This is a genomic window from Paraburkholderia acidicola (assembly GCF_002362315.1).
GTDB classification, from domain to species: Bacteria; Pseudomonadota; Gammaproteobacteria; order Burkholderiales; family Burkholderiaceae; genus Paraburkholderia; species Paraburkholderia acidicola.
The window spans coordinates 441,353-466,004 of record NZ_MTZV01000006.1 but is presented as its reverse complement, the minus strand read 5'-3'; the positions used below and the strand labels follow the sequence as shown (position 1 = coordinate 466,004).

The 24,652-nt window shown below is 61.7% G+C and carries 23 protein-coding genes; 7 read left to right on the top strand and 16 right to left on the bottom strand.

The genetic code is table 11. The annotated features are described in order from the left end of the window. The first annotated feature begins 288 nt into the window (after positions 1–288). The 3 genes from BWP39_RS21065 to BWP39_RS21055 are packed head-to-tail and all read left to right on the top strand — an operon-like array spanning position 289 to position 3,093. A complete protein-coding gene (locus BWP39_RS21065; protein WP_096726065.1) occupies positions 289–1,344 on the top strand; it encodes an ABC transporter substrate-binding protein in 1,056 nt (351 codons plus the stop codon). A 46-nt stretch (positions 1,345–1,390) separates the two neighbouring features. Further along, positions 1,391–2,218, top strand: a complete 828-nt coding sequence (locus tag BWP39_RS21060) for an ABC transporter ATP-binding protein (protein WP_096726064.1) — start codon at positions 1,391–1,393, stop codon at positions 2,216–2,218. Next, on the top strand, positions 2,215–3,093 hold the full coding sequence (locus BWP39_RS21055; RefSeq protein ID WP_096723731.1) for an ABC transporter permease: 879 nt from the start codon (positions 2,215–2,217) through the stop codon (positions 3,091–3,093). Before BWP39_RS21060 ends, BWP39_RS21055 begins: the two co-directional genes overlap by 4 nt. A 3-nt stretch (positions 3,094–3,096) precedes the next feature. Here the strand turns inward: BWP39_RS21055 and BWP39_RS21050 are convergent, their stop codons facing one another. Further along, complete coding sequence (locus tag BWP39_RS21050) at positions 3,097–3,639, bottom strand: c-type cytochrome (RefSeq protein WP_096723729.1); 543 nt, start codon at positions 3,637–3,639, stop codon at positions 3,097–3,099. Beyond that, the gene (gene soxC / locus BWP39_RS21045; protein WP_096723727.1) at positions 3,632–4,912 is read right to left on the bottom strand and encodes a sulfite dehydrogenase; all 1,281 of its coding nucleotides are present in this window, start codon (positions 4,910–4,912) and stop codon (positions 3,632–3,634) included. Before soxC ends, BWP39_RS21050 begins: the two co-directional genes overlap by 8 nt. 490 nt (positions 4,913–5,402) lie before the next feature. Here soxC and BWP39_RS21040 point away from each other — a divergent pair, with 490 nt between their 5' ends. Beyond that, entirely contained in the window at positions 5,403–7,211 is a 1,809-nt protein-coding gene (locus BWP39_RS21040) for a S10 family serine carboxypeptidase-like protein (protein ID WP_096723725.1), read from the top strand. Between the two features lie 58 nt (positions 7,212–7,269). Continuing rightward, positions 7,270–7,668, top strand: coding sequence for a hypothetical protein (locus tag BWP39_RS21035; protein WP_207557007.1), 399 nt, complete (start codon positions 7,270–7,272; stop codon positions 7,666–7,668). 48 nt (positions 7,669–7,716) lie between these two features. Here the strand turns inward: BWP39_RS21035 and BWP39_RS21030 are convergent, their stop codons facing one another. The 6 genes from BWP39_RS21030 to BWP39_RS21005 form a co-directional block, all read right to left on the bottom strand. Next, a complete protein-coding gene (locus tag BWP39_RS21030; RefSeq protein ID WP_096723721.1) occupies positions 7,717–8,268 on the bottom strand; it encodes a hypothetical protein in 552 nt (183 codons plus the stop codon). Positions 8,269–8,456: 188 nt separating this feature from the next. Next, positions 8,457–9,470 carry a helix-turn-helix transcriptional regulator gene (locus tag BWP39_RS21025; protein ID WP_207557006.1) on the bottom strand — a complete coding sequence of 338 codons (1,014 nt, stop codon included), beginning with the start codon at positions 9,468–9,470 and terminating at the stop codon, positions 8,457–8,459. Between the two features lie 40 nt (positions 9,471–9,510). Beyond that, complete coding sequence (locus BWP39_RS21020) at positions 9,511–11,397, bottom strand: diguanylate cyclase domain-containing protein (protein ID WP_207557005.1); 1,887 nt, start codon at positions 11,395–11,397, stop codon at positions 9,511–9,513. A 265-nt stretch (positions 11,398–11,662) separates the two neighbouring features. Beyond that, complete coding sequence (locus BWP39_RS21015) at positions 11,663–12,985, bottom strand: ATP-binding protein (RefSeq protein ID WP_096723715.1); 1,323 nt, start codon at positions 12,983–12,985, stop codon at positions 11,663–11,665. Continuing rightward, positions 12,985–13,644: a response regulator gene (locus tag BWP39_RS21010; protein ID WP_096723713.1), complete on the bottom strand. Its 660-nt coding sequence runs from the start codon at positions 13,642–13,644 to the stop codon at positions 12,985–12,987. The genes BWP39_RS21015 and BWP39_RS21010 overlap by 1 nt, the downstream gene beginning before the upstream one ends. Before the next feature lie 175 nt (positions 13,645–13,819). Then, positions 13,820–14,170, bottom strand: coding sequence for a hypothetical protein (locus BWP39_RS21005; protein ID WP_096723711.1), 351 nt, complete (start codon positions 14,168–14,170; stop codon positions 13,820–13,822). 234 nt (positions 14,171–14,404) lie between these two features. On the opposite strand from BWP39_RS21005, the gene BWP39_RS21000 reads away from it, so the two are divergent. After that, positions 14,405–15,064 (top strand): response regulator, encoded by a 660-nt coding sequence (locus BWP39_RS21000; RefSeq protein WP_096723709.1) that lies wholly within the window; start codon positions 14,405–14,407, stop codon positions 15,062–15,064. Next, positions 15,061–16,464 (top strand): ATP-binding protein, encoded by a 1,404-nt coding sequence (locus BWP39_RS20995; RefSeq protein ID WP_096723707.1) that lies wholly within the window; start codon positions 15,061–15,063, stop codon positions 16,462–16,464. Before BWP39_RS21000 ends, BWP39_RS20995 begins: the two co-directional genes overlap by 4 nt. On the opposite strand, the gene BWP39_RS20990 is transcribed toward BWP39_RS20995, so the two are convergent. From BWP39_RS20990 to BWP39_RS20950, 8 genes are all read right to left on the bottom strand, one after another. After that, positions 16,446–17,450, bottom strand: coding sequence for a lysylphosphatidylglycerol synthase domain-containing protein (locus BWP39_RS20990; RefSeq protein WP_096726063.1), 1,005 nt, complete (start codon positions 17,448–17,450; stop codon positions 16,446–16,448). The two genes, BWP39_RS20995 and BWP39_RS20990, sit on opposite strands and share 19 nt — an antisense overlap. A 59-nt stretch (positions 17,451–17,509) precedes the next feature. Then, on the bottom strand, positions 17,510–18,661 hold the full coding sequence (gene hpnI / locus BWP39_RS20985; RefSeq protein WP_407944811.1) for a bacteriohopanetetrol glucosamine biosynthesis glycosyltransferase HpnI: 1,152 nt from the start codon (positions 18,659–18,661) through the stop codon (positions 17,510–17,512). A 23-nt stretch (positions 18,662–18,684) separates the two neighbouring features. Then, positions 18,685–20,106, bottom strand: a complete 1,422-nt coding sequence (hpnJ, locus tag BWP39_RS20980; RefSeq protein ID WP_096719187.1) for a hopanoid biosynthesis associated radical SAM protein HpnJ — start codon at positions 20,104–20,106, stop codon at positions 18,685–18,687. Between the two features lie 139 nt (positions 20,107–20,245). Then, positions 20,246–20,668: a Fur family transcriptional regulator gene (locus tag BWP39_RS20975; RefSeq protein WP_096723703.1), complete on the bottom strand. Its 423-nt coding sequence runs from the start codon at positions 20,666–20,668 to the stop codon at positions 20,246–20,248. A gap of 285 nt (positions 20,669–20,953) precedes the next feature. Continuing rightward, the gene (locus BWP39_RS20970) at positions 20,954–21,631 is read right to left on the bottom strand and encodes a hypothetical protein (RefSeq protein ID WP_096723701.1); all 678 of its coding nucleotides are present in this window, start codon (positions 21,629–21,631) and stop codon (positions 20,954–20,956) included. 81 nt (positions 21,632–21,712) lie between these two features. After that, on the bottom strand, positions 21,713–22,459 hold the full coding sequence (locus tag BWP39_RS20965) for a hypothetical protein (RefSeq protein ID WP_133116903.1): 747 nt from the start codon (positions 22,457–22,459) through the stop codon (positions 21,713–21,715). 427 nt (positions 22,460–22,886) lie between these two features. Next, positions 22,887–23,936, bottom strand: coding sequence for an alpha/beta hydrolase (locus tag BWP39_RS20955; protein ID WP_207557003.1), 1,050 nt, complete (start codon positions 23,934–23,936; stop codon positions 22,887–22,889). A 316-nt stretch (positions 23,937–24,252) separates the two neighbouring features. Next, positions 24,253–24,636 (bottom strand): EF-hand domain-containing protein, encoded by a 384-nt coding sequence (locus BWP39_RS20950; RefSeq protein ID WP_207557002.1) that lies wholly within the window; start codon positions 24,634–24,636, stop codon positions 24,253–24,255. Positions 24,637–24,652 lie beyond the last annotated feature (16 nt).

Below are 24,652 nucleotides of genomic sequence, written 5' to 3'. Positions count from 1 at the left end.
ATACCAGATCGATCGAAGGACGACGATGCACGGTAGACGGCTTGTTTTTATCCGCGGGTTGCCCGCTGGCGAGATCGCGTTATCTCCAGGGCAGCATCCGGTTTATCACTGCAACAGATAAACGTATCCGATTTGCTTCGTTGCTCTCTCCCCTGTGCGCCGGTAGATTTGGCGCATCGCGCCACGACCTACGGTCTGGCGTCTACGCTCCGACTGAACGAAGACAGGTGACATGCCGTTCGGACGGCAAGCTCGCCTCGATTCATTCACATGCTGACCGGAGTACCGATGCAGTTCACTTTTCTCCCGACCGCGGTTGCGTCGTCTTTCGCGCGTCGCGTTGTCGCAACCCTGCTCACACTTTCAATCGGAACCACGGCCAGCCTCATCGCCGCGGCACCCGCGCGTGCCGAAGGACAGATCCGCATCGCCGAGCAGTTCGGCGTCGTCTATCTGCTGCTGAACGTCGCGCGCGACCAGAAATTCATCGAGAGCGAGGGACGCAAGCAGGGACTCGATATCAAGGTGGACTGGATCAGGCTGTCGGGTGGCGCAGCGGTCAACGACGCGCTGCTTTCCGGCGCCATCGATATCGCGGGCGCAGGCGTCGGCCCGTTGCTGACGATCTGGGATCGCACCCACGGCAGGCAGAACGTTAAGGGCGTCGCTTCGCTCGGCAATCTGCCCTACTACCTCGTGTCGAACAACCCGAACGTGAAAACGATTGCCGACTTCACGGAGAAAGACCGGATCGCGGTCCCGGCGGTCAACGTGTCGGTGCAATCGCGGGTATTGCAGTTTGCTGCGGCGAAGCAGTGGGGCGACAAGGACTACAACCGCCTCGACAAGTTTACGCAGGCGATTCCGCATCCCGATGCGGCTGCCGCGATCATCGCTGGCGGCACGGAGATCACCGGGCATTTTGGTAATCCGCCGTTTCAGGAGCAGGAACTCGCGGGCAATCCGAAGGCGCACATCGTGCTGAGTTCCTACGATGTGCTCGGTGGACCTAGTTCGGCGACCGTGCTGTACGCGACCGAGAAATTCCGCGACGCCAATCCGAAGACGTATCGCGCGTTCGTCGATGCACTCGCCGATGCAGCGCGCTTTGTCACGGCCAATCCGGAGGCCGCTGCCGACATCTATATCCGCGTGAACCAGTCGAAGATCGATCGCAACCTGTTGTTGAAGGTGATCAGGAATCCGCAGGTGCAGTTCAAGGTCGCACCGCAGAATACGTTCGCACTGGCGCAATTTATGTACCGGGTCAGCGCGATCAAAAACGAACCGAAGTCATGGAAGGACTACTTCTTCGATGACCCTGCCACGGCCGCAGGAAGCTGACACTGCGCTTGCATGTCGGCATGACCTATTCACCTGGATCGATCTGATGGTGGCCAATCCCACGCTTTTATTTCCTGCTGCGATCGCAGCGAGTCCGCAAACCAGCGACAAACTCCTCGTCGTCGACCGGGTGAACCTCGAATACCGCACCCGCGAACGAATCGTACGTGCAACCCATCAGGTCAGTTTCGACGTCTACGGGGGCGATCGTTTCGTGCTGCTCGGCCCGTCGGGTTGCGGTAAATCGACGCTGCTCAAAGCGGTCGCCGGTTTTATCGAACCGACCTCCGGCTCCATCTCGCTGGATGGACAACCGGTGCACGGGCCAGGCCCCGACCGGATCGTGGTGTTCCAGGAGTTCGACCAGTTGCCGCCATGGAAGACGGTGCTGCAAAACGTCGTGTTTCCCTTGCGCGTGGCTAAAAAACTCTCACGCGCCGAAGCCACTGAGCGTGCCCTGCACTACCTCGACAAGGTCGGGCTTGCATCGTTTGCGAAAGCGTATCCGCACACCTTGTCGGGCGGGATGAAACAGCGTGTGGCGATTGCACGTGCACTCGCGATGCAGCCGCGCGTTCTATTGATGGATGAACCGTTCGCGGCGCTCGATGCGCTAACGCGTCGCAAGATGCAGGAAGAACTGCTGCGTCTGTGGGAAGAAGTGAACTTCACGCTGCTGTTCGTCACACACTCGATCGAAGAAGCGTTGATCGTCGGCAACCGGATTCTGCTGCTGTCGCCGCATCCGGGCCGGGTGCGCGCCGAACTCAACAGCCATCAATACACGCAGGACAGTACTGGGCGCAGCGATTTTCAGCGCAGCGCCGAACGCATTCATCGCCTGCTGTTCGAACCGACGGAGTCTGCTCAATGAACTTGCCTGCCAGTCTGCTGCCGCCCGTTCGCGAAGAATACGAACGCCCGCTCGAGCCGCTCGGCGATATCGCGATCGAAGCACCGTTGCCGCTGGGCAAGCGGATTTTTGCGCAAGCCTGGCTGCGCAAAACGTTGATTGCGCTCGTGCTGGTGGTCATATGGGAATTCGCGGCGCGTGCCGTCGATAACGATCTGTTGCTGCCGACCTTCACAGCGACACTCAGTGCATTCGTGCAGGGCATCCTGTCCGGCGAGTTGCTGCAAAAAACCGCTAACTCGATGTCGGTACTGCTGCGCGGCTATCTCCTCGGCGTGGCGTTCGCGTTCGTGCTGACTTCGCTGGCGGCGTCGACCCGCATCGGTCGCGATCTGCTCACCATGCTGACCGCGATGTTCAACCCGTTACCGTCGATCGCCCTGCTACCGCTCGCGCTGTTGTGGTTTGGTCTCGGGACCGGCAGCCTGCTGTTCGTGCTGGTTCACGCCGTGCTGTGGCCGCTTGCGCTCAATACGTATGCAGGCTTCCAGGCAGTGCCGGCGACGTTGCGCATGACGGGTCGTAACTACGGGCTAACGGGCTTGCGTCACGTCCTGTCGATTCTCGTGCCGGCCGCGCTGCCGTCGATACTCTCCGGCTTGCGCGTCGGCTGGGCTTTTGCCTGGCGCACGCTGATCGCCGCCGAACTCGTGTTCGGCGCGAGTTCCGGCAGCGGCGGTCTCGGCTGGTACATCTTTGAGAACCGCAATGAGCTGTATACGGATCGGGTTTTCGCGGGGCTCGCGGCGGTTATCGTCATCGGTCTGCTGATCGAGCATCTGGTGTTCGATACGCTCGAGCGGGTGACCGTGCGTCGTTGGGGCCTGCAGCACTAATCATCACAAGCGCCCCGGTCGCGGATCGACGACGAATCCGCCGCGGTTTGGCATCTTCACTGCCGGTAGCGACTGCGCATCGAGGCGTGTATCGGCGGGAACGATACCGTTCTGATTGAGCAGGAAAGCGCAAACGGCGTACACCTCGTCGGCGGACAGCGACTCGGGTGCGTTGTACGGCATCGCGCGGCGGATATAGTCGAACAGTGTCGTGGCATACGGCCAGTAACTACCGACCGTACGCTTCGGTTTCGCACTCGCGAGCGTGCCCTGCCCGCCCACCAGCGCGTCTCCGATCAAACCTTGTCCTTGCGCACCGTGGCACGCAGCGCACTGAGCCGCGAACACGTGCGCGCCTGCCGCGACGTCGCCACTACCAGCGGGCAAGCCGCGACCATCGGGCGCGACGTCGATGTTCCATGGCGCGATGTCCTGCTCCGATAACGGTGTGCCGATGTCGTGTGCTGCATATGCGCCCGGCACAAACGATCCACCGACGACGAGAAGACCCGCTACGACAAGTCCGCGCCGCAGGAAACTACGCATTGCGCACCTCGCCACTCGCGTCGATACGCCACTGCTGGATCGCGTTGTAGTGATACTGCGAATTCAGCCCGCGCGCGGCGACCAGCGCTTCTCGCGTGGGCTGCACATAACCGGTCGAATCGGTAGCACGCGACAGGATCACGGCAGGCGCACCCTGCCAGAGCCAGTCCGCCGAAAAGCGTGTCAACGCGCGATCGCGCGGCGTCCCATCGAGGCGCGCCAGTTGCCACGTCGCACCCGCATCCGTCGATACCTCCACCTTGCGAATCGCCCCGCGCCCCGACCATGCGAGACCGGTAATCGGGTAATAGCCCTGTGTGGTCAGGCGATGCCCCGGAGACGGTTTCGTGATCACCGACTTCGCATCCATCTCGAACGCAAACTGACGCGCGGTGCCGTTCGCCATCAGGCTCGTGTACTTCGAGGTTTCCTCGCGAGTCTGCAGCGGTGCATCGACGAACTTCAGACGACGCAACCATTTGACGTTCGTGTTGCCTTCGAAACCCGGCACGATCAGGCGCAACGGATAACCGTTTTCCGGACGCAGGCGCTCGCCGTTCTGCGCATAGACGACCAGCGCCCGATCGAGAATACGTTCCAGCGGCAGGCTGCGCGTCATCGCCGCGGCATCCGCGCCCTCGGCGAGCATCCAGCCGCCGCGGCCACCGTTCGACGTCGACAGGCCGCCCACCTCTTCCAGCAAGGTCGACAGACGTACCCCTGTCCATTCGCAGCACGACAGCAAACCGTGTGTGAGTTGCACCGGCTGGCCGCTCGGTCCATTCCATTCGCTGCCGGTATTGCCCGAGCATTCGATGAAGTGAATGCGCGATTCGGACGGAAGCCGGACCAGATCATCCATCGTGAACAGCTTCGGTTCGCGCACCAGGCCGTGAAGCACGAGGCGGTGCTGATCGGGATCGATATCGGGCACGCCGCCGTGATGCCGCTCGTAGACGAGGCCATTCGGCGTGATCGTGCCGTACAGGTCCGCTAGCGGCGTCATCGATGAAGCGGACCCCGGTAGTGGCCACGTGCGCGCGCTGCGACGCACGACGTCGGACTCGTGCGATGACGGTAATCCGTACGGGTGCTCGTGTATCGGTGCGCCGGGCGTGCGGCTCCACGGGGCGACGTCGAGTGGCTGGAGCGTCGAGTTTGCGGCACCGGCGCGGCGCGCGGCGATCAGTCCGCCTGCGGCAAGCCCGCCCAGCAAACGGCGGCGGCTGCGTGAAGTGGGTATAGCGGGAGATGGGTTGCGGACCTTGGTCATTGGCGTCGTTGCCTCACGAATCAACGGGCCATCGTAGCAACGGACGCATCGGCGCCAAAGCGATCAATCGTTATATCGATCGCATCCGAAGCCTGACTGCGCTTCCCTTCTATGGGTCGACAACCGGAATTACATCGTGTGCCGGATTATGTCCGCTGAATAATTAATGAGTATCCAATCTTCAGTTCTTTCGAATTTTACGAGCCCATAAATTTGACGAAAGCACATTGAAAGAAAATTAATCTACATGAATCTATGGCTCGATAATAAATCGGAAATGTGGCTCCCCGAGAATCCCTCTGACCGCTGTAATTGAGCCTTTATCAGTCGACACTGGACTCCAGTCTCCGTGCTAGATCATTTCACCTGCATATTTCCTGTTATTCGAGTGATTTGACAGAATCTCACTGCCTGGCCTATTTTCCCGATGCACTCAAATCTGCATTTAATGCGTTTTACATTATCAACTCTACATTCCGAATACATCAAGATGAAACGAAACAGCAGGGGTATTGACAGCAGTCATCGCCAGCACAGCCGCCTGGCCGTACTGGGTGCGATGACGATCGCCGTCCTGGTACTCGCGGGATGTGGCGGAGGGGATGGAGACTCATCGTCCGGCAACGCAGCGAACCTGAAGCAGACCGCTAACTCGCAAGCCGGTCCGGCGGCTGGCAATCAACCGTATGTCGATCCGGTGGCCTATTCGATGGGCGCAACCGACGGCCTCGCCGCGTCGCAGGTCACCGAGAACGCTGCCGTGATGCAACACCAGTGGACGTCCGGCAAGACCACGGTCAACTACACGACCACTGCGGGCCATCTGAGCGCAGTGGATTCGAATGGCAACGCCGAAGCATCGATGTCTTATTTCGCGTACACCGCGCCGGGCACGAACGGCGCCCCGCGACCGGTGACCTTCATCTATAGCGGCGGCCCGGGGTCGTCGGCGATCTGGCTGCATCTCGGTTCATTCGCGCCGACGCGGGTCGCCACCCCCGACCCGCTGTTCGGCAACTGGCCGAACTACCCGCGCGTCGACAATGCGGACAGTCTGATCGCGACGACAGACCTGGTGTACATCGATCCGCCGGGAACGGGGCTCTCCGAAGCGGTACTGCCGAACACGAACAAAACGTTCTGGACTTTCGATTCGGACGTCAACGTGATGCGCGACTTTATCGAGCGCTATATCGCGGTCAACCATCGCAGCGCGTCGCCGCTGTACCTCTACGGCGAGTCGTACGGCACGGCGCGTACCGACACGCTGGCACTCGCGCTCGAATCCGCCGGCGTGCATCTGACAGGTATCGTGCTGCAATCCTCGATCCTGAATCTGTTCGCCGATGCGACGGACGCTGCCATCGAGGACTTCCCCGCCGGCCTCGCGCTCGCGACGGACACCCTGGCCGGCTACCTGCCGAGTTACGCGGAAGTCGCGGCGTACTACGACCAGGTCTCGCCGGCACCGATCAATCAGGGCTTCTATGCCCTGCAGATGGAGCTGTTCACCACGGCGCAATACCATGCGTTCCAGAGCTATTCACAGTCGTGGACGCTCAGCCAGATTGGCGCACCCAACGCCCTCGGTACGCCGGTGCTGCCCTCTACGCAGACGCTGCAGTCGTGGGCATTGCCGTCCAGCCTGACGATGCAGGCGCTGCAAGGCTACTTCAGCGCGACGCCTTACTCGACCGGTCTGATACCAGGCTCGAAAATTGGCCGGTACGACGGACGCGTGTCGCTGCCGACTTCCGATCCGCGGCTGAAGAGCGATTCCGACCCATCGGATATTCTGGTCGAGCAGCCATTCGCGAACGCACTGGCCACCGAGATGCCTGACTACCTCGGCTATACAGCGCCGAACGCGACCTACGTACCGTTTAACACCAACATCATTTTCAGCTGGAACTACTCGCACGCCGGACAGGCCTTAGCCGACACGATCCCCGATCTGCTCGGCGCGCTGACGCTGAATCCGCAGCTTGCGGTGTTCTCGGAAAACGGTTTCTATGATCTGGCCGCGCCGTTCTTCAACACCGAGAAGCAGCTGGCGCGGTTGCAGACCGTGCCGGGCCTGAATCCGAACCTGCAGGTCAGCTTCTTCCCGGGCGGACATATGACCTATCTGGATGACGCAGCCCGTCCGCAGATGAAAGCGGATCTCACGCGTTTCTATCGCGGCCGGCCGGTTCCGGGCGCGCTGACGCTGTGGACTCTGCCTCACGCATGGCAAGACGAGGCCGCGGCCAGCACACCGACCGGCAGCACGCCGACGACCCAGGCAGCCGCACCCTGAGCGATGGTGGGATACTGGCTCTTATGCGCCCCACTTCACCCATTCGATGGGAGTGATCATGTCTCGTGCTGGATTGTTACGACGGTTCTCGCCGTTGATCGTGCTTGGCACGGTTATCGGTTGCGCCCATGCGCTACCGCCTCAAGCGGTGGAGCCTGTGACGCTGCCTCAGGGACGAGGGGGTGTCGACGGCCCGTTCTTCCCGCAGAATCGTGTGCCGGCCGTGCTCCCGTCCACCGGTGCGTCGCTGCAACAGCAGGCGCAGCAGCGAGTCGAAGCGCAGCTCGGCGCCAACACGGCGCTCAGTAACGGCGCATCGATCACGAAAGCGCAGGCGCAAAGCAGCGGTCTTGGCTATGTCGCCGAACACTTCGACGCAATTGATACCGGTCATACGGGGCGGGTGTCGATGAGCGACGTGCGGGCGTATCTGCAGAAGCAGCAAGCGCCACAGTGATCGGCGGATCGGTCACCCGCTGCGTTTTCGGCTTTACTTGATTAACCTTCACTGCCCCTCACTAGGCGCACTGTCAACCCGCGCCGCCACCGTTGTCGTGCAGTCATTGTTGCCTGGCAGGCGCGCACCTGCCGCAGCGTTAGCACCGGAGCATCCGGCCATCGGATGCTTCATCCCTTCGAGGTCAGAGAGATCGGAGAGGTCATGATCCGACAGCTCCGCGGAGTCGATCTCCGCGGTTGTCCGCGCCGTTGCTTCCGCAAACGGTGTCGTTAGATCGTGGTCCGCGCGGCTGTCATAGACGACGTAGACGAGCAGGACGACGCAGGCAGTCACCGAGAGCAGCAAGATGATCCAGGCAACCCGGTCTGCCCAGTACAGGCGGTCGTTTTCGAGCGTTGCCCAGGTTGAAATCGCCGGGCGTCCGTTCGTGTTTTGAGGGTCCGTCGTGCCGCGCAGATCGAGGGTTGCATCGGTGCGCGCCCAGCGCTGGCCGCGCAAAGCAGAACCGTCACCCGCGCGTTCTTTCCAGCGACGATCGCTTGATGATTCGACCTGATACGGCTGCGACGAACGCGTCTCTGAAAAACACCTGACCATGAAATCTCGCGCGATCAATAACTATGCTGAGTGGGCATGCAACCTGTTCCTCGTCCTCGCAGTATCCCGGAACGCTCGTGGCGAATGCAAGAGTCGCAATTCGTAAGCGATCCACCATCGATCTTCCCAACGGCACGGATCGCCTGATCTGATCCCACACCCCGCAGGGTTCGCGTAAGAAACCGAACCTAATCGAGCAACCCAGCGATGGTTGCTTTCTCAACCGCTTCGTTGATCCGCGACACGCCGATTTTTCGATTGATGCGCTGATAGATCGACTTGTACACCGTGTGAATGGAGATGCCGAACTGCTCGGCCACGTTGCCGGCATCGCCGCCATATCGCAAGGTCTTGAGGACGATGGTTTCGTCCGCGGTGAGGTGATACGCGAACTCGGCGGTTTTGCGTACGTGGCTCACCTGCCAGTCGAGCAACGCGGCAGAGAGCGCGCGCAGGAGCACGCGGTTCTCCCACAGCGTCTGCTCGCCGGCCGGCGCCGCGATGTCGTTGCTGACCTGGAGCACACCGATCAGCCCGCGATTGATATGCGCCGGCAACACGATGCCGCTGACAAAACCGTGGCTTTTCGCCTCGGTCCTCAACCAGTGGTCTTCCCGGTGCAGGTTGATCTGGGACGTGACGGCAGGCGCGATGTTGTTGCGCGCGTAGACGATCCACGCATCGTTCATGTACCAGAGCCGGGCAAGGTACTGCTGCAGCCACGCCGGCCGGCAACCCGCCAGGTAGCGGGTTTCCATCGCATCGCCGCTGGCGGTGCTATCGCCGTCGAAGCGAAGCCATTGATAGACGAACTGCGTGCCGCCCAGCGCCGCGACGATCGCGCGGGCCTTGAACAGCAACTGGCCTTCCGAGCGGCACGCGGCCAGTTCGCCGATGGCGTGTATCGGGTCGCCGTGGTCCACCGGTGGCAATTCGAGTGCGCTGGCTTCGACGTAGTGCCGACGCAGCGCTTCATAGATGCGCTGCAGCTTGGGTTCGTAGGGATCGGCCGCGGAGAAGTCGAAAAGATCCGCCTCACGGTCGACAGGCACGACCTGGTTGAAGATCGTGCCATCGCGCTGCCGCAACTCGCGCTCGATGACGAAGCCCGACGCGTCGAGCGCGAGGCACAGGCGAACGTGTTCCTTGAACACCTCGCATTCGCCTTCGTAGAGCTTTCCTGGCTGGATCGTCTGAGACACACCGGCGTGCATTACGCTTCCTTACATCGAGGGCTGTTCCTCATTCAGGAAAAGCCTCATGGAAAGACCCGCTTCTCCGCTCTACGCCGCGAAGCTTTGCCAGCCAGTCGATCTGATCCTGCCGCCCGGCTTCTGCGATGAGCACGTCGAGACCCAGCTCTTCGCACAAGCCAACCAGCCCCCTCACCACCGCGCACGCCACCGGATCACCGGGTATCGCTTCCATCAGATCCGGTCCGACGAACAGGCCATCGACAGAAGCGATCGTCACATTCGAAAAGGACGAACTCGACGAGATCGTGGCGAGCACCTTCACGCCGGCCGTCCGGATCGCTGCGAGCTTGTCGATCACGCCATGCGCAAGCTGATCGAGCCGCCCGCGAATGACGAGCCGCAGCGCCCCGGGTTCCAGCCCGTACTCACGCAGGTTGTCGGTGACACAACCGAGCAGGTCGCCATCGCTCAGTTGCGTCGATGGGATCGTCACGGTGACACACGGCGTGTCGTACCCTGCGTCGCGTCTCGCGCGAATTTCCGCGCACACTTCCCGCAACTGAAATTCGCCAAGCTGCACACCGAAGCCGGACGATTCGGCCATCGGCAGCAGTTCGTTTTCGCTGACCGCACCCACGCCCAGCCGATTCCAGCACACGGAAGCATGTACGCCGCACGGCGCTGCGTCGGCGCGAACCATACGCTGGAACTGCAAGACGAATTCCTTGCGAATGAATCCGTACTGGATCGATTGATAGAACTCGAGCCCGCGCTCCGCACGCTCGGACAGCTCACGCGTGTACTGACAAAACGCGCTGATGTCCTTGCCCTTACCGACGGCTTTCGCTGCGTACATCGCGAGATCGGCATGTGTGAGCAGATCGAACTCCGTGTCTTCCACCCGCTCATGCACGGCCATACCGACGCTGGCGCGCATCCGGTAGCTGATCGCCCGCAGCACATAAGCCATCTGAAAGTCTTCGACGATCCGCTCGGTCAACTCGCTTGCGCGACCTGGGGCAGCCTCGCCCTCGACGAGAATCACAAACTCATCGCCGCCTATGCGGGTCACCTCGTGATGTTCGCCCGCGACGCGATGCAGCCGCTGCGCGACCATCTTCAGCAGTTGATCGCCGTCGCTGTGCCCAAGCGAGTCGTTGATCCGTTTGAAGTTGTCGAGATCGATAAGCAGAATGGCCAGCGTACCGATGCTCTCCGGTTTCGACATCCGGTCCTGAAGGCGTTGCGTCAGATAGTTGCGATTGCGCAAACCGGTCAGCGTGTCGGTGTTGGCCAGTTTGGCGAGGCGTTCGCGGGCGTCGCGCTCTTCGGTAATGTCGATGCCCGAGCACACCAGATAAATATCGTCTTCGCGACTACCGGTGCGCACAAACTTGTTGCGAAACTGAAAGAGCCGCGGCCCTCTGACGGTTTTCACCGTACGTTCGACCGCGTAGGCCTCCCCCCGGTTAAAAAAACCATCGATGTTTTGTCGCGAGGCACTGCCCTCCTCCGCGGACATGAACAGGTCCCACACGTTCTTGCCGATGACGTCGGTTTCCCGCAGCCCCGCGTATTCTTCCGCAAGCCGGTTAAACCGTTGAATGCTCCCTTCGCGGTTCACGATAACCACCAGCGAGTTCACTTCGGACAACACGGTCTCGGCGAACGACAGCCCGCGCGCGAGATCGTTTGCCACTGCTTCGCTGTTGGTGCTGGGCGATCCTGTGCCGCCCCACGCAGTGCGGTCGAGTTTGCGACCGACAAGATACAGGCGCATTGTATGGCCGGCGAGCGTGACGTCGATCGAAAGCGTTGACGTCACGCCAGTCAGTGCGCGGATTTTCTCAGCCTGTTCGTCGGTGAGCATGACGGACTCGACTGCCGGTCCGGTAATCGGGCTCAGCTCGAGTGCGTTGCTATCGGCTCTCAATCGCCATCGAGGGCTCAACGTCGCAAATTTCTCTCTGAGGAGAGCGAGCGCGTCGTTTTGAAGTCCGTCCATAGGCCCGGGTAAGGAAGTGAATTGACGCACTTACGATGCGTCAGTCGACGATCCTGTCGTGGCTGGATCGTCGATGTTGAGCTGTTGGAACAGTCGCCGGCTGCGAGATTACTCACGTAATCTGCCGGGGTGACGAGTGTCTAGGGTGATGCAGAGCGGATAGCCTTGTCAAGGCAACGAGCGTAAGGCCAAATCAGAACCCCATCACGCTCACCACCAATCCACCGCTCTCGCGGTTGCGCAATGTAAGCGTCACCTGATGCCGTTGCGCGACACGTGCGGCGATCGCGAGTCCGAGTCCGCTGCCCTGCCCCTGCGCACCCTCGCCACGATAAAACCGATCGAGCACGCGTTCGAGCTCCGCCTCGGGAATGCCAGGCCCGGTGTCCACGACTGCGAAGCCGATACCGTGCTGCGTGCGCTGCAGGATCACATCGACCTTACCGCCCGCGGGTGTATGCCGGATCGCGTTGTCGACCAGATTGCCGAGCAGCGCGCTCAACCCGTGCGACTCGGCCTTCACCGCGTAGGGATCATTGGGTCCGGTGGCGGCTTCGCACTCGAGACCGAGATCGATCTGCTTCGCTTCCGCGAGCAGCGAGAAATCGCCCACCGTCTGCTCACCGATGCGCCGCAGGCTGACCGGCACCATCTGTGCCGCGGGTTGCGCATCTTCACGAGCGAGCGTCAAGAGTTGCTGCACGAGATGGATGATGCGATTGAGCCGTCCTTCGATGCGTTCCAGCACCGGTCCCTCGCATTGCAACGTGCCGTCGCGCGACGCCGCCTGCAGTTGCAGCTTCAGCGCCGCCAGCGGCGAGCGCAGTTCGTGCGCGGCATCGGCGATAAACGTGCGTTGTGTCTGCGACGCCACGCTGAGCCGCCGCAGCAGATCGTTCACGGCTTCGACGAGTGGCCGGATCTCGACCGGCACGGGGCCATCCAGTTGCAACGCGTCGAGCGATTCGATCGAGCGGGTCGACAGCGCACGCGACAATCCGCCGATCGGCGCAAGCCCGCGCGCCACCACCAGCAGCACGAGCACGATCGTCACCGGCACCAGCACACCGAGCGGCCACAGCGTATGCAGCGCGAGACGCAACGCAAGATCTTCGCGCACCGAGAACGGCTGCGCCACCTGAATGAAACGCTGCGACTGTTGCACGCCGAACGTACGCCAGTGATATTCGGCGCGTTCGATCGAATGAAAACCTGCGGGCTGCTGCTCCAGCACAGGTGCCTGGTGTGAGTGGTAAACCAGCTTGCCGTCGAGGTCCCAGATCTCGATGATGATGCGATCGTCGGCAAGGTCGCCGAGATCCGGGCTGCGGTTCGCATCATTGCCGGCGGATTCGATAGTCGCGGGCAACGACACGGCCACCGTGCGCAGTTCGTAGTCGAAGAGTTCGCTCGCTTCCTGACGCGCGGTATGAAAGATGCCGAAGCCCGCGATAGCCGACGCGGCCGCGAGGCCAAAAATCAGCCAGCCCAGCAGCCAGCGGCGAATCGACGCCATCAGATTCTCTTCAACCGGTAGCCCACGCCGCGCACCGTCACGACCTCCTCCGCGCCGATCTTGCGTCGCAGGCTATGTACGTGGACTTCGATCGTGTTGCTGCCCACTTCCTCGCCCCATCCATACAGTTTTTCCTCGAGTTCCGTTTTCGTGAAGACCCGCGTCGGCTCTTCGATCAATGCCTGGAGCAACGCGAACTCGCGCGGCACCAGCGGGAGTTGTTCGCCGCTCTTCGTCACTTCGTGTGCGGCAGGATCGAGCGTGAGGTCTCCATGTGCGTAGACCGGCTGTTTCTGGCCGGTGCGTCGGCGCAATAGTGCGCGTACCCGCGCGGCAAGTTCGTCGAGATCGAATGGTTTGATCAGGTAATCGTCGGCGCCGGTATCGAGGCCGCGAATGCGGTCATCCACGGCATCGCGCGCCGTCAGGATGATCACGGGCGCGACACCGCCCGCCTTGCGATAGGCGCCGAGCACGTCGATGCCGTCTTTCTTCGGCAAGCTCAGGTCCAGCAGCACGAGATCGTACACGTCGTTGCCGAGCGACAGCTCGGCGGCGCGGCCGTCCTGGGCCCAGTCGATGGCGTAGCCGGCGCGGCGCATCGATTCGAGTACGGTTTCGGCGATCATCTCGTCGTCTTCGACCAGTAGCAGTCGCATTGTCGTTCCTGTCCGGTTCTGTGTGCCCGCATTGTCGAGGCTTACAGCTTAACGCGTCCTTAAGCGTTGCTTAAGGACGTGACCGGCAGAATCGTTGGATGTTGCGATGCGGCGACGTGACGATGCGTGCCAACGCACGCTGGAACGTCGAACCGCTGGGAAGCGTCAGGAAGCGTCAGGATTTGGCAAGCACGAACGGCCGGCCGGTAAAACGCAGATGCAGCACGACCAGTTCGCGTCGCGGGCAGTCGTGCGACACCGCGACCGGACGGGCGCGGTGGGTTTGCACGGTCGCGTGCGCACTTTGCACGGCGGCATCGTAGGCGAGTTGCGCGAAACGGCGTGCGCCGATAACAGCGATGCCGATCATCACGATTGCACAGATGCGGAATGCGGTGGAATCAAACGTTTGTTCGGACAGCGGCGACACGAGCAGGGCCAGCAGCGCGACGACCTGTATGCCCATCGCCGCGAAGCACGCAGCCATCAGATGGACTCGCAACATGTCGACAATGACGAGCTTCATGGCATGACCTGATGTGACGCACGACAGGAACGACGCCGCGCTTTCATTTCCGTTTCGACACGCTCACAGCACTGCATCGTGCTGTTTGCATCGCGAGATGCCCTGATCGACATGCAGCCGATCATATCGATTCAAGCTGAAGACGACCTTAAGGATGACGACGTGAACGCTCTGCCACGCACGCTTACCGTTACGCCGCATAACAGCCGATAAGGTTCTGAAAGGAACTATCTCATGCGAGTGTTACTCGTTGAAGACGACGATCTGATCGGTTGCGGAATCGAAGCGGGTCTGCGCCAGGCGGGCTTTGCCGTCGACTGGGCACGCGATGGCCGCAAAGCCGATCTCGCGCTTTCCACCACCACGTATGCACTGGTCATACTCGATCTCGGTCTGCCGAAAATTCCGGGCATGACGTTGCTGAGGCAACTGCGCGAGGCCGGCAACGATGTTCCCGTGCTCGTTCTCACGGCGAAGGGCACCGTGCTCGATCGCGTCGACGGGCTCGAGGCCGGTGCCGACGACTATCTCGGCAAACCGTTCGATCTCGTCGAACTGCTCGCGCGCTGCCGCGCCCTGTTGCGCCGCTCGCAGGGACGCAGCGTCGAATTGATCCGGCACGGCGATCTGAGCGTCAATCCTGCCACGCAAACCGCCATGCTCCGCGACGCTCGTGTCACATTGACGTCGCGCGAATGGGCGATCCTGATCCAGTTGCTGACCCACCGCGGCATTCCTCAATCGCGCTCGCAGCTCGAAGAGAGCCTGTATGGCTGGCAGGAAGAAATCGAGAGCAATGCGATTGAAGTGCATGTGTCCAATCTGCGCAAAAAACTCGGCGCCGCGCTGATCCGTACGGTGCGCGGTATTGGCTACGTGGTCGAACGCCCATGATGTGGTCGTCGATCCGTCGCCGCCTGATGCTGCTGATCCTCGCGGGCCTTGCACTGATCTGGGGTATCGCGCTGGTGTCGAGTTACCGGCAGGCGACACGCGAAGTCGCGGAGTGGGAAGACGCACGCCTCGCCGAGCTGGCGCAGATCCTCGCGCAACTCACTCAGGCGGATCTGGTCACGCTGGCCAACGCGCGGATCGATGTACGCGAAGAAGAGAAAGGCGGCGACCCCGGCGCGAGCGATGAAGACGATGACGACACGCTACCGCGTGACGCGCTGTTCCAGGTGCGCGACGCGCAGGGCCGCGCGCTCGCAGGCAGTCCGCAACTGCATGTGCTGCATGCATGGGACTTGTCGTTACCGCCGTTCAGCGGCGCGCAGACCATCGTGCTCGGCAACGCCGCATGGCACACCTTCACGCTGCGCGAAGCCCCTTTCGGCCACACCGTGCGCGTGTTCGAGCCCGCCAACACGCGCAGCGATCTGGTGAGCGGTGTCGCGTTGCGGATCGCCCGGCCGATCGTCATCGCGTTGCCAGTGCTGGCGCTGCTGGTGTGGTTCGGTATCGGCTGGAGTCTGGCGCCGCTGCGCACGCTATCGAGTGCGATTCGTGCCCGCGATGTCAACCGTCTCGAGTCCGTCGACATCGGCCGCGCGCCTACCGAGGTGCGGCCGCTCGTCGATGCGATCAATCTCGTGCTGTCGCGTCTGCGGCAATCGCTTGAACGCGAACGTGCCTTCACGGCCAACGCAGCGCACGAACTGAAGACACCGCTTGCCGCAATCAAGGTGCAGGCGCAGGTCGCGTTGCGCGAACCGGACCCATCCCTGCAGCGGCTCGCCATGCAGCGTGTCGTGCAGGGTGTGGATCGCAGCGCGCGGCTCGCCGATCAGTTGTTGCTGCTCGCGCGACTCGACGAACACGAGAAGATACCGGGTGCAGCGCTCAAGCCCGCTGTAGCGGCACAAGACGCGATACTGGCGAACGAGAGCCACGCGCAGCAGGCGCATATGTCCGTCGTGTTGCTCGGCAGTCTCGACGCACAGATCGCCGCCGAACCGGTGCTGATTGGCATCCTGCTCGACAACCTCATCGACAACGCGATCAAGTACGGGCATCCCGGCGGCCATATCGAAGTCGACGTACGCGAAGAGGCTGGCCGGGTAACCGTGAGCGTGCGTGACGATGGCCCGGGTGTCGCGACCGGCGATCTCGCGCATCTCACGAGCCGGTTCTTTCGTGCCACCGGCACGCATGCGACAGGCAGCGGATTAGGCCTGTCGATCGTCGCCCGTATCGCCGAACACTTCGATGCGAACCTGCATCTCGGTGTCGGTATCGACGGGCACGGGCTCGCCGTCGATGTGTCGTTTCCCGCCTACGTCGCCGCGCGCTGACGCCCAGGCGCCGCTTCGCCCAAGCGCGCCGACGATTCAGCGAATTGCCACGCGAACAAACCGGGAACGAAGATCAGCAGGTCGCGAACCCGGCGTGCACCGGCGAGCGCGAGACAGGTCGCCGGATCGAGACCGAACGCACCGCCGATCAGAATGAAACCGCCCTCCTGTACGCCGAGCCCACCGGGCACGAAGAACGCAGCGCTGCTTACCGCCTGAATCAGCGATTCGATCACGACCGCTTCAATCAGCGTCACGTGTGCGCCGAGAAAATGCAGCGCAAGCCAGATTTCGACAGCGGTCAGCACGCATTGCAGCGGCTGCCAGAAAAACAGATAGCGCAGCACGACCGCCCGCCTGCGCCAGATCAGCTTGATCGTCTGATCGATCTGCGCGGACTGCCCGACGAGCGCGGCCAGTTTACCGCTCGTCATGCGGTTCAGAACCCGCGTCGCCCGCTCGAACGGACTCGCATGCTGGACCAGCGCGAACAGCACGAGCAGCGGCGTCAGTGCGACGACACCCCATGCGAGCTGTCCGGCCAGACGCAACGTATCCGACTGCGCATGCGCGAACAGATAGCCGATGCCGGCCAGCGTGAACAGCAACTGGCTGAGCACGGTCAACTGCATATCGACGATCAGACCACCTGCCGCTGTCGACGGCCGCACACCGCGACGTCTGAGCATCCGGAACGATACGACCTCGCCACCGATACGCGCGACCGGCAGCATGCTATTCACCGACTCACGAATCCACACCAGATGCAGCATCGCTGCGAGCGATGGCCGGTTTGCGCCGCGCATCAGCGAACGCCAGTCGCAGGCGTTGGCGAGCATCGGCAGCACGTGGGCGATTGCGGCAAGCAGCACGCCTGCGCCTGCGGTCCGCAACAGTCCGAACACCGCCGCCGGATGGCTGCTCCACACGAGCCACAGCGAGACCAGTAACCCCGCAAGCGCAGTTGCGCGGCCCAGGTGCTTCATCGAACCTGCGCTGTCCATCGGGTTTTCGCCCTCACCGCGCCCACCGGAAAGTCCGCGCATCATCCGTTGCCCACCGGTCGCTCTTCCTGCACCGCGGTCAGCAGCCCGTCACCGTCGACGTCGAAACGGAAGCCACGCCACATCACGCGCGACGAGCGGAAGCTGACGACGAAAATCGCGAACGAAACAAGGTCCCAGAACGGCAGTAACCACAGACCGCCATGCGCCTGCCGCAACGCACGGTCCGACGACAGCTTCAGCGCGAAGCGCGCGCAGATGGCCACCATCGGCAACAACCACGACCACGTCATCGTGCCGGACAGCAGCACGGCGAGCAGGGCAAACGCTAGCGGATGCATCAGTGCTGAGCCGACATGGCCGAGTGGATCGATGCTGCGGATCGTGCGACTCCAGCGCAGTTCATGCGAGATCAACTGGCGTGCACTGTTTTCGACACAGGCATGCGCAATCGCAAACGGCGGAACCACGACCTTCTCTCCGATCATGCGGACCGCTTCGCCGATCGCGTGATCTTCGGCGAGATGGTGCACGAAAGGCGCGAATCCGCCGATCTTCTCGAACGTGTCGCGGCGCATCGCAATCGTCTGGCCGAAGCACGGACGCGCAAGTCCCAGCGTCAGTCCGGTCACGACACCCGGGAGAAAGTGATAGTTGATCGCCTTGGCCGATAGTCGCGGCCAGAAGCCCGGATCGGGCTGCCCGCGATAGGCACACGTGACAAGACCGACGCCGGGGTTCTGCAGTTCACCGACCAGGTGGCGCAGATACTCAGGTGGCACACTCACGTCGCTGTCGGCGAACACAAGCACGTCGTGCTGTGCCTGCGGCAGCATGTTGAGGATATTGCTGATCTTGCGGTTCGGACCGTACAGGCGCGCATCGGCGACGACCGTTATGTGTGCGTCGGGATGCAGACGTCGAATCTCGTCGACGGCGTGCAGCGCAGGGTCATTCGAATCGTGCACACCAAACAGGAATTGCACCTGGCCGGGATAGTCCTGCTGGCAAAAGCTCTGCAGATTCGCGAGCAGTGCCCACTCGTTACCATGCAGCGGTTTGACGACAGTGACGGGTGGAAAGCTCGTCGGTTCAGACACTGGCCGCGCAAAAAAACGGCCGATCAGGAACGCTGCGAGCACCGTGTAGACGATGCCAAGCACCGCCCCCACGCTGCACGCATAAGCGAGCATGAGGGCGATCAGGTGCGCGGTAATCACGCCTCGTGCGCACGCAGGAAGCGGAAGAACTCGACGCCTTCACGCAGACGCCGCTTCATCATCTCCCAGCTCGTCAGCATCTCGCGCACGATCTCCCAGATCTTCGACGGCCGGAAATAGAACTGCCGGTAGAAGCGTTCCAGCTGGTGATAGATCTCGTCGCGTGACAGATGCGGGTAGCCGATTGCGGCCAGTTGCACACCCGAGCGGCTCACCAGGTTGATCACCTTGTTCTCTTCGAGCCAGCCGTTCTCGACCGCCTGGTTATACAGCGTCGTGCCCGGGTATGGCGCCGCCAGCGAGACCTGGATTGTGTGCGGATTGATTTCCTTCGCGTACTCGATCGTCTTGACGATCGTTTCCTGCGTCTCGCCCGGCAGCCCCAGGATAAACGTGCCGTGAATCTTGATGCCGAGCTTGCGGCAGTCTTCGCTGAAGCGTCGCGCGATGTCCGTGCGCAGCCCCTTCTTGATGTTCAGCAGGATCTGGTCATCGCCTGACTCGTAGCCTACGAGCAGCAACCGCAGGCCGTTCTCCTTCATGATCTTCAGCGTCGCGTACGGGACGTTTGCCTTCGCGTTGCATGACCATGTCACGCCGAGCTTGCCCAACCCACGTGCGATCTCTTCCACACGCGGCTTGAAGTCGGTGAACGTGTCGTCGTCGAACATGATCTCCTTCACTTCGGGCATGTTGTCGCGGATCCACTTCACTTCTTCCAGCACGTTCTCCACCGAACGCGTGCGATAGCGATGTCCGCCGACCGTCTGCGGCCACAGGCAGAACGTGCACTTCGAACGGCAGCCACGTCCCGTGTAGATCGAGACATACGGATGCTTCAGATAGCCGATGAAGTAGTTGTCGATCTTCAGATCGCGCTTGTAGACCGGCGCGACGAACGGCAGCTCGTCCATGTTCTCGAGAATCGGACGTGCGCCGTTGTGTTCGATCGAGCCATCGGCTGCGCGATAGCTCAGGCCGAGAATCTGCGCGAACGGTTTGCCTTCTGCGACTTCCTGGCAGGTGAAGTCGAACTCTTCGCGACAGACGAAATCGATGGCTTCCGATGCAGTCAGCGAGTTATGCGGGTCGACCGCGACCTTCGCGCCGACCATGCCAATCAGCACGTCCGGGCGACGTTTCTTGAGGTCTTCGGCAAACAGGGCATCGGTGGGAAAGGACGGCGTGCTCGTGTGGATCACGACCAGCTCGTAGTCTTGCGCGATATCGAGTGTCGCGTTGACGGACAGCTCGTCGGCCGGTGCGTCGAGCACGCGGCTACCGGGCACGAGCGCCGCGGGCTGTGCGAGCCACGTCGGGTACCAGAACGAACGGATCTCGCGCTTCGCCTGATAGCGCGAACCCGCGCCGCCGTCGAAACCGTCGTATGACGGTGCCTGCAAAAACAGCGTTTTCATGAATGCTCCGGCCAACCTTGACAGGCGCCGCCAGGGTTGTCGGCGCCTCGTAAATGGCTGCCCCGCAGGCTGCGGGCAATGGCGCGAATGGTACGGCGCAAAGCTGAAGGAAACCTTAAGGACGTGACACGCAGTCTGACTAGCTCGCGTGTCTTCTACATGTCGCGCACAGACCGAACAGGACGAGCTGACGATTGGCTACCTGAAAATCCAGATCGCTCGCGACAGCAGCCTGACGTGCATCGATCACGGGATCGAAAAACTCCTGAACGCGGCCACAACCGGTGCAGATCAGGTGATCGTGGTGCTTGCCGTCGCTCAACTCGTACACGGTACGGCCATCGCCAAACGTCACGCTGGCAAGCAGTCCAACGCCGACCAGTTGCCCCAGCACGCGATAGACCGTGGGCAGACTCATCTGACGGACCTCTTCGGTCACGCGGCGATAGATCTGCTCGGCGCTCAGATGGATATGCCCGTGCGTGCGAAACAGGTCGAGTACCAGAACGCGCGGACGTGTGGCGCGCAGCCCGACGTTCTGCAAATCTTCGTGAATGGTCATGAGGGTGACATCGTGCTTTGAGCGCCGGTTTTGATCGGGTTCGTGCCCGTGTGGGCACCCGGACGGCGCAGCGGTCGCTTCCTTGCGGCGCGTAGCCGTCGGGAGACGAGGCATAGATCGCCGCTACTATCGGCGCTGCCTGCTTAAGGGAACCTTAAGCGCGCGATGAGCGGTGCGTGTGGTGCGGATGGGGGATCGGTGTGGACACAGACACGCGACGGGCACAGTGTGCCGATCGCGCTGGGAAGCAGCATGCGAGACGCCAATACAGGCGACGTCGACGGATTACATCAACGCACCTCTATCGCTGCGTTGCAGCGAATGGATACCGTGCGCCGGGCGTTGCGACAGATAACCGGCGAGGCGTGGTACGACACTCACCCACTCCTGCGCGTAACCATCAGTCGCAATAGTCAGTCGATGCGTCGTAGCAGAATCGCCATCGAACGAGATCGAATACTCGCCGATGACAATGCGCTCTCCCGGTTCGAGTTGCGTGTCGTCGTTGCACTCCGGTTCCGGAGGAAGCATGAGCAGCTCACCGTCGCCGCAACACAGCGAGCTCTCGAAGGCGGCGAGGCCGCTCGTGCTTCGGCCGAGGAAATCGACAGGTTCCGCGGTCTTGTTGACCAGCCAGAGCGCCTGCAGGTCCGAACACCGGTCGAGGTAGGGAATCGCCAGGTAAAGACCGGCCGGCGCATCGTCCAGATAGCGATCGAGATTGGCAGCAGCGAGCCTGTCTGCGAGCAGACGCCGGCGGTCGGCCAGCTCGGCGAAGAGATCTTCGTCGTCTTCGTCGTCGTCCGGCCGAAACCCCGCAAAGGTTTCGAGCGCATCGCAGGCAGTGTAGAGGCGGGAATAGCGATCGATGTCGGCTGCGAGCGACGCACTCACATCAGGGTGACACTGATCCAGTACCCAGCGCTTGATATTGAACACCGCTGTTTCTGTCGACCTTGCCATAGCCACTCAAATGTCATCAAAAGGATTGCCCGCGGACGCGTAGGGAAACGGACGTCAGGCGATCACGAATCATGGCACGCATCAAAGACCGACCTCCCTCGGGTCGAGCTTGGACATCGGTACCGCGCACTCCATGACGATCTCGAGCGCGGCGCCCGGATCGATGACCGCTTTCGACACATCCATTGCGGCCTGTATCGCGAGGCCGTAGGCGATGTGCCACTCGGACGGACCGTTGCAATGCTTCTGCACGGCGGGCTGGATCAGCGACCAGAACGTCCTCACGTAGTCGACGGGCAAGTCCTTGACCGGCCTGCCCTCGGGAAAGCGTGGCACGCCGAAATCGGTGCCGCCGCAGGTCCGGCTGACATGCGCGAAGATCGCGGACAGATCGGGGGGCGTGCCGCCCAGTTTGCGCGCGTGGCTGGCGCTCAGCGACCAGACCGAATACTGGCTCTCGGCCAGCATCTCGTTGAGCGCATCGCCAAAATAGAAGACCCGCCCATCGAGCGTTCTGACGACGTGCAAGGGTGGCAATGCATTCGCGCGCCGCGAGTATTCGTCGCGTATGCCCATCTGGCAGGAAAAACCGGCAAGCGAACCGAGCACACCAAAGAGCGTCTCTACCGGGACGCCCTGCCGGCTCTTGAGCAGCTTCATCAGCGTACGCGAAATCTCCTTGCTGGCGGCTTTCACGCCGGCCATCGACGCACAGGTCCGCTGTGTCCCAATGGCCGGCACTCTGGCGGCCCCGGACGAAGCCGGGCCAGCTGACAGCGTCTGTCGCACCGCTGCGGCCTTGCTCGCATCGGCAGAGTCGGTTCGCATACTACGTCGCCTGCTGAACGGATTCTCGAACATCGCTTTTCCCTTTTTGGTGCATCGCATGCGCGGCTGTCGTCATTGGCCCTGGTACGAACCGGCGGCGGCCGGCACATACAACAAGACGATCAAGCTGGTCACGGCTTTCACTCGACACGTCTTTTTATGCGCACGGGATCTTCTGAGCGACTTTGCAGAACGTGCAATTGATACTAATCGGTCCACTTCGGGTTTTTGATCGCTTGAGACGTGCCAGGTCTGCTATGTAGCGTCATCAATCGTATCTTTTCTGGGATGATGAGGAGGAATTTAACTTTTGAGTATCGGGTTTCGATACCGCAATGCAGAGATAGGGTGAGCAGCCAGCGTAACGATACACCGGCGCTTTAGATTACTCAGGCAGGTTGACCCGCATCGGACATCCGTCGCGCCATTACTGCGATGGCGTTCCAGCGACAACCGGACACGACGACGGTACCGCACGATCGAACAGCACCGCCATGCCGCAATCCGACGTGAACATACCGAGGTTGTCGTGCCCGATGCCCGGGACTTCGACGACTTTCTGCTCGAGACCGGACGGATGGCGCCGTTTCAGATAATCGAAGTACGCGAGCCCGCGTGCGAGACGATAAGGACCTTGTGCCATGGCCGCACAGGAGCGATCGATGAAATGCGTGTAAGGATCCGTATCGGCTCCGCCGAGCAGGTACACGACATTGCGCGCGACGTACCGCGATTCAAGATCCTGCGGGTTCTGCGAAGAAACATAGGTCGGCGCGGATTTCAGGCCATATCGCCACTCAGTCGCGCGAGGACAGGCTTCGGCCAGACTGACCGGCCGTTCGTCGTCGAAATACAGGTAGTTCGATGAATTGGCGACGACATAGCGGACCGCAATGCCCGCGCGAACCAGCGCCTCGCCTTCACGTCCCACCACCGCATACCGCTGCACGAACTGTGCACCCGCTGAATGACCGAGCACGACCACCGTCGACAGCGCGGGATAGAGGCGCCGATCGGCAAAATGCGCGAGCAACGCATCGAAAGCCGTGAAGGAGCTGATTGCGCCAGGCTGGCGTGCCGGTTCGCCGCCTTTCCATCCTTCCTGCGTCCAGGCCAGGGTGGTCGTGGGCAGCGCGAATGCATGCGCATCGGCTTCCGTCAAAAACTGCGGGGCAACGACCATCGTCCCTTCTGCGGAGGCGCCTGCCTTTTCAAGGATCTTCTGCCCGGTCGCGTAGTAGACGTCGGCATTTCTGAGCGTGCCGTGCACGACGATGAATACCCGCTTCACATCGGGTGCAACGGCATCGATTGCGCGATCGGCGTAGACCGGTAGCACCGCGCTGCCCTGCGGTGTATCGACAGGCAAGCGCTGATTCGCGACTGCCTTGACCGGTGCATTGAGCAGGTCGTGCTGGGAAGTTGCGTTAGCAGACGGTGCACCGCCCAATAGTCCGCCTGCAAGCCAGACGGCCATGAATAGCGCGATCAACGGTTGCTTTCTGATGGCTGACCGCACGATGACAGATAACGTTCGATCAACGACAACGGAAGGAAGTGGCATGTTGGTGGCCCGCGGTGCTCGGTGGAGTAGGCAAAAATAGTCACCGATACGGGGGAAATCGTCAATTCAGGTCGACGCACGCCGGAGGATGAGCCACGTCAGCAACACCAGAAACAAAACGGCCGCATGCGCAGGCAGGCGGCCGTCTCATTGCTTCATTCAACTTTCAACACGCGACCAGCGCGACGCATCCACGCCTTACGCGAGATGCGTCACCACCGGCCGACGTCTACTTCGACGACTCCAGATAACGCTTCACGTCGTCGGCCGTCACCTTGCCGGTGCCATTGCGGTCGATGGCCTTGAAATTATTGGCCACATAACCAAGACCGGCTTGCTGTGCCTGAGCCTGTGTCATCGCGCCCTGCCCCAGTGCCGTGGCTTTGAGGCTCGCGTCGAGCCGCGCATCCGCCTGCTGGTCGAGGGTTGCCCCGGTGGACGGCGTCTGCTTGAGCGTCGGTAGGCGCGTCGGGAAAAACGGGCCATCTACACCGCCATGTCCGCTGGCATTCGCCGCTGCAACTGCCTGCGTGTCGCCGGCCGCATACGCGCCCGACACGACGCCGAGCAAACCCGCGATCAGGCAGATTCGCACTGTCATACGCATCGTCATTGTGTTTCTCCTGTTA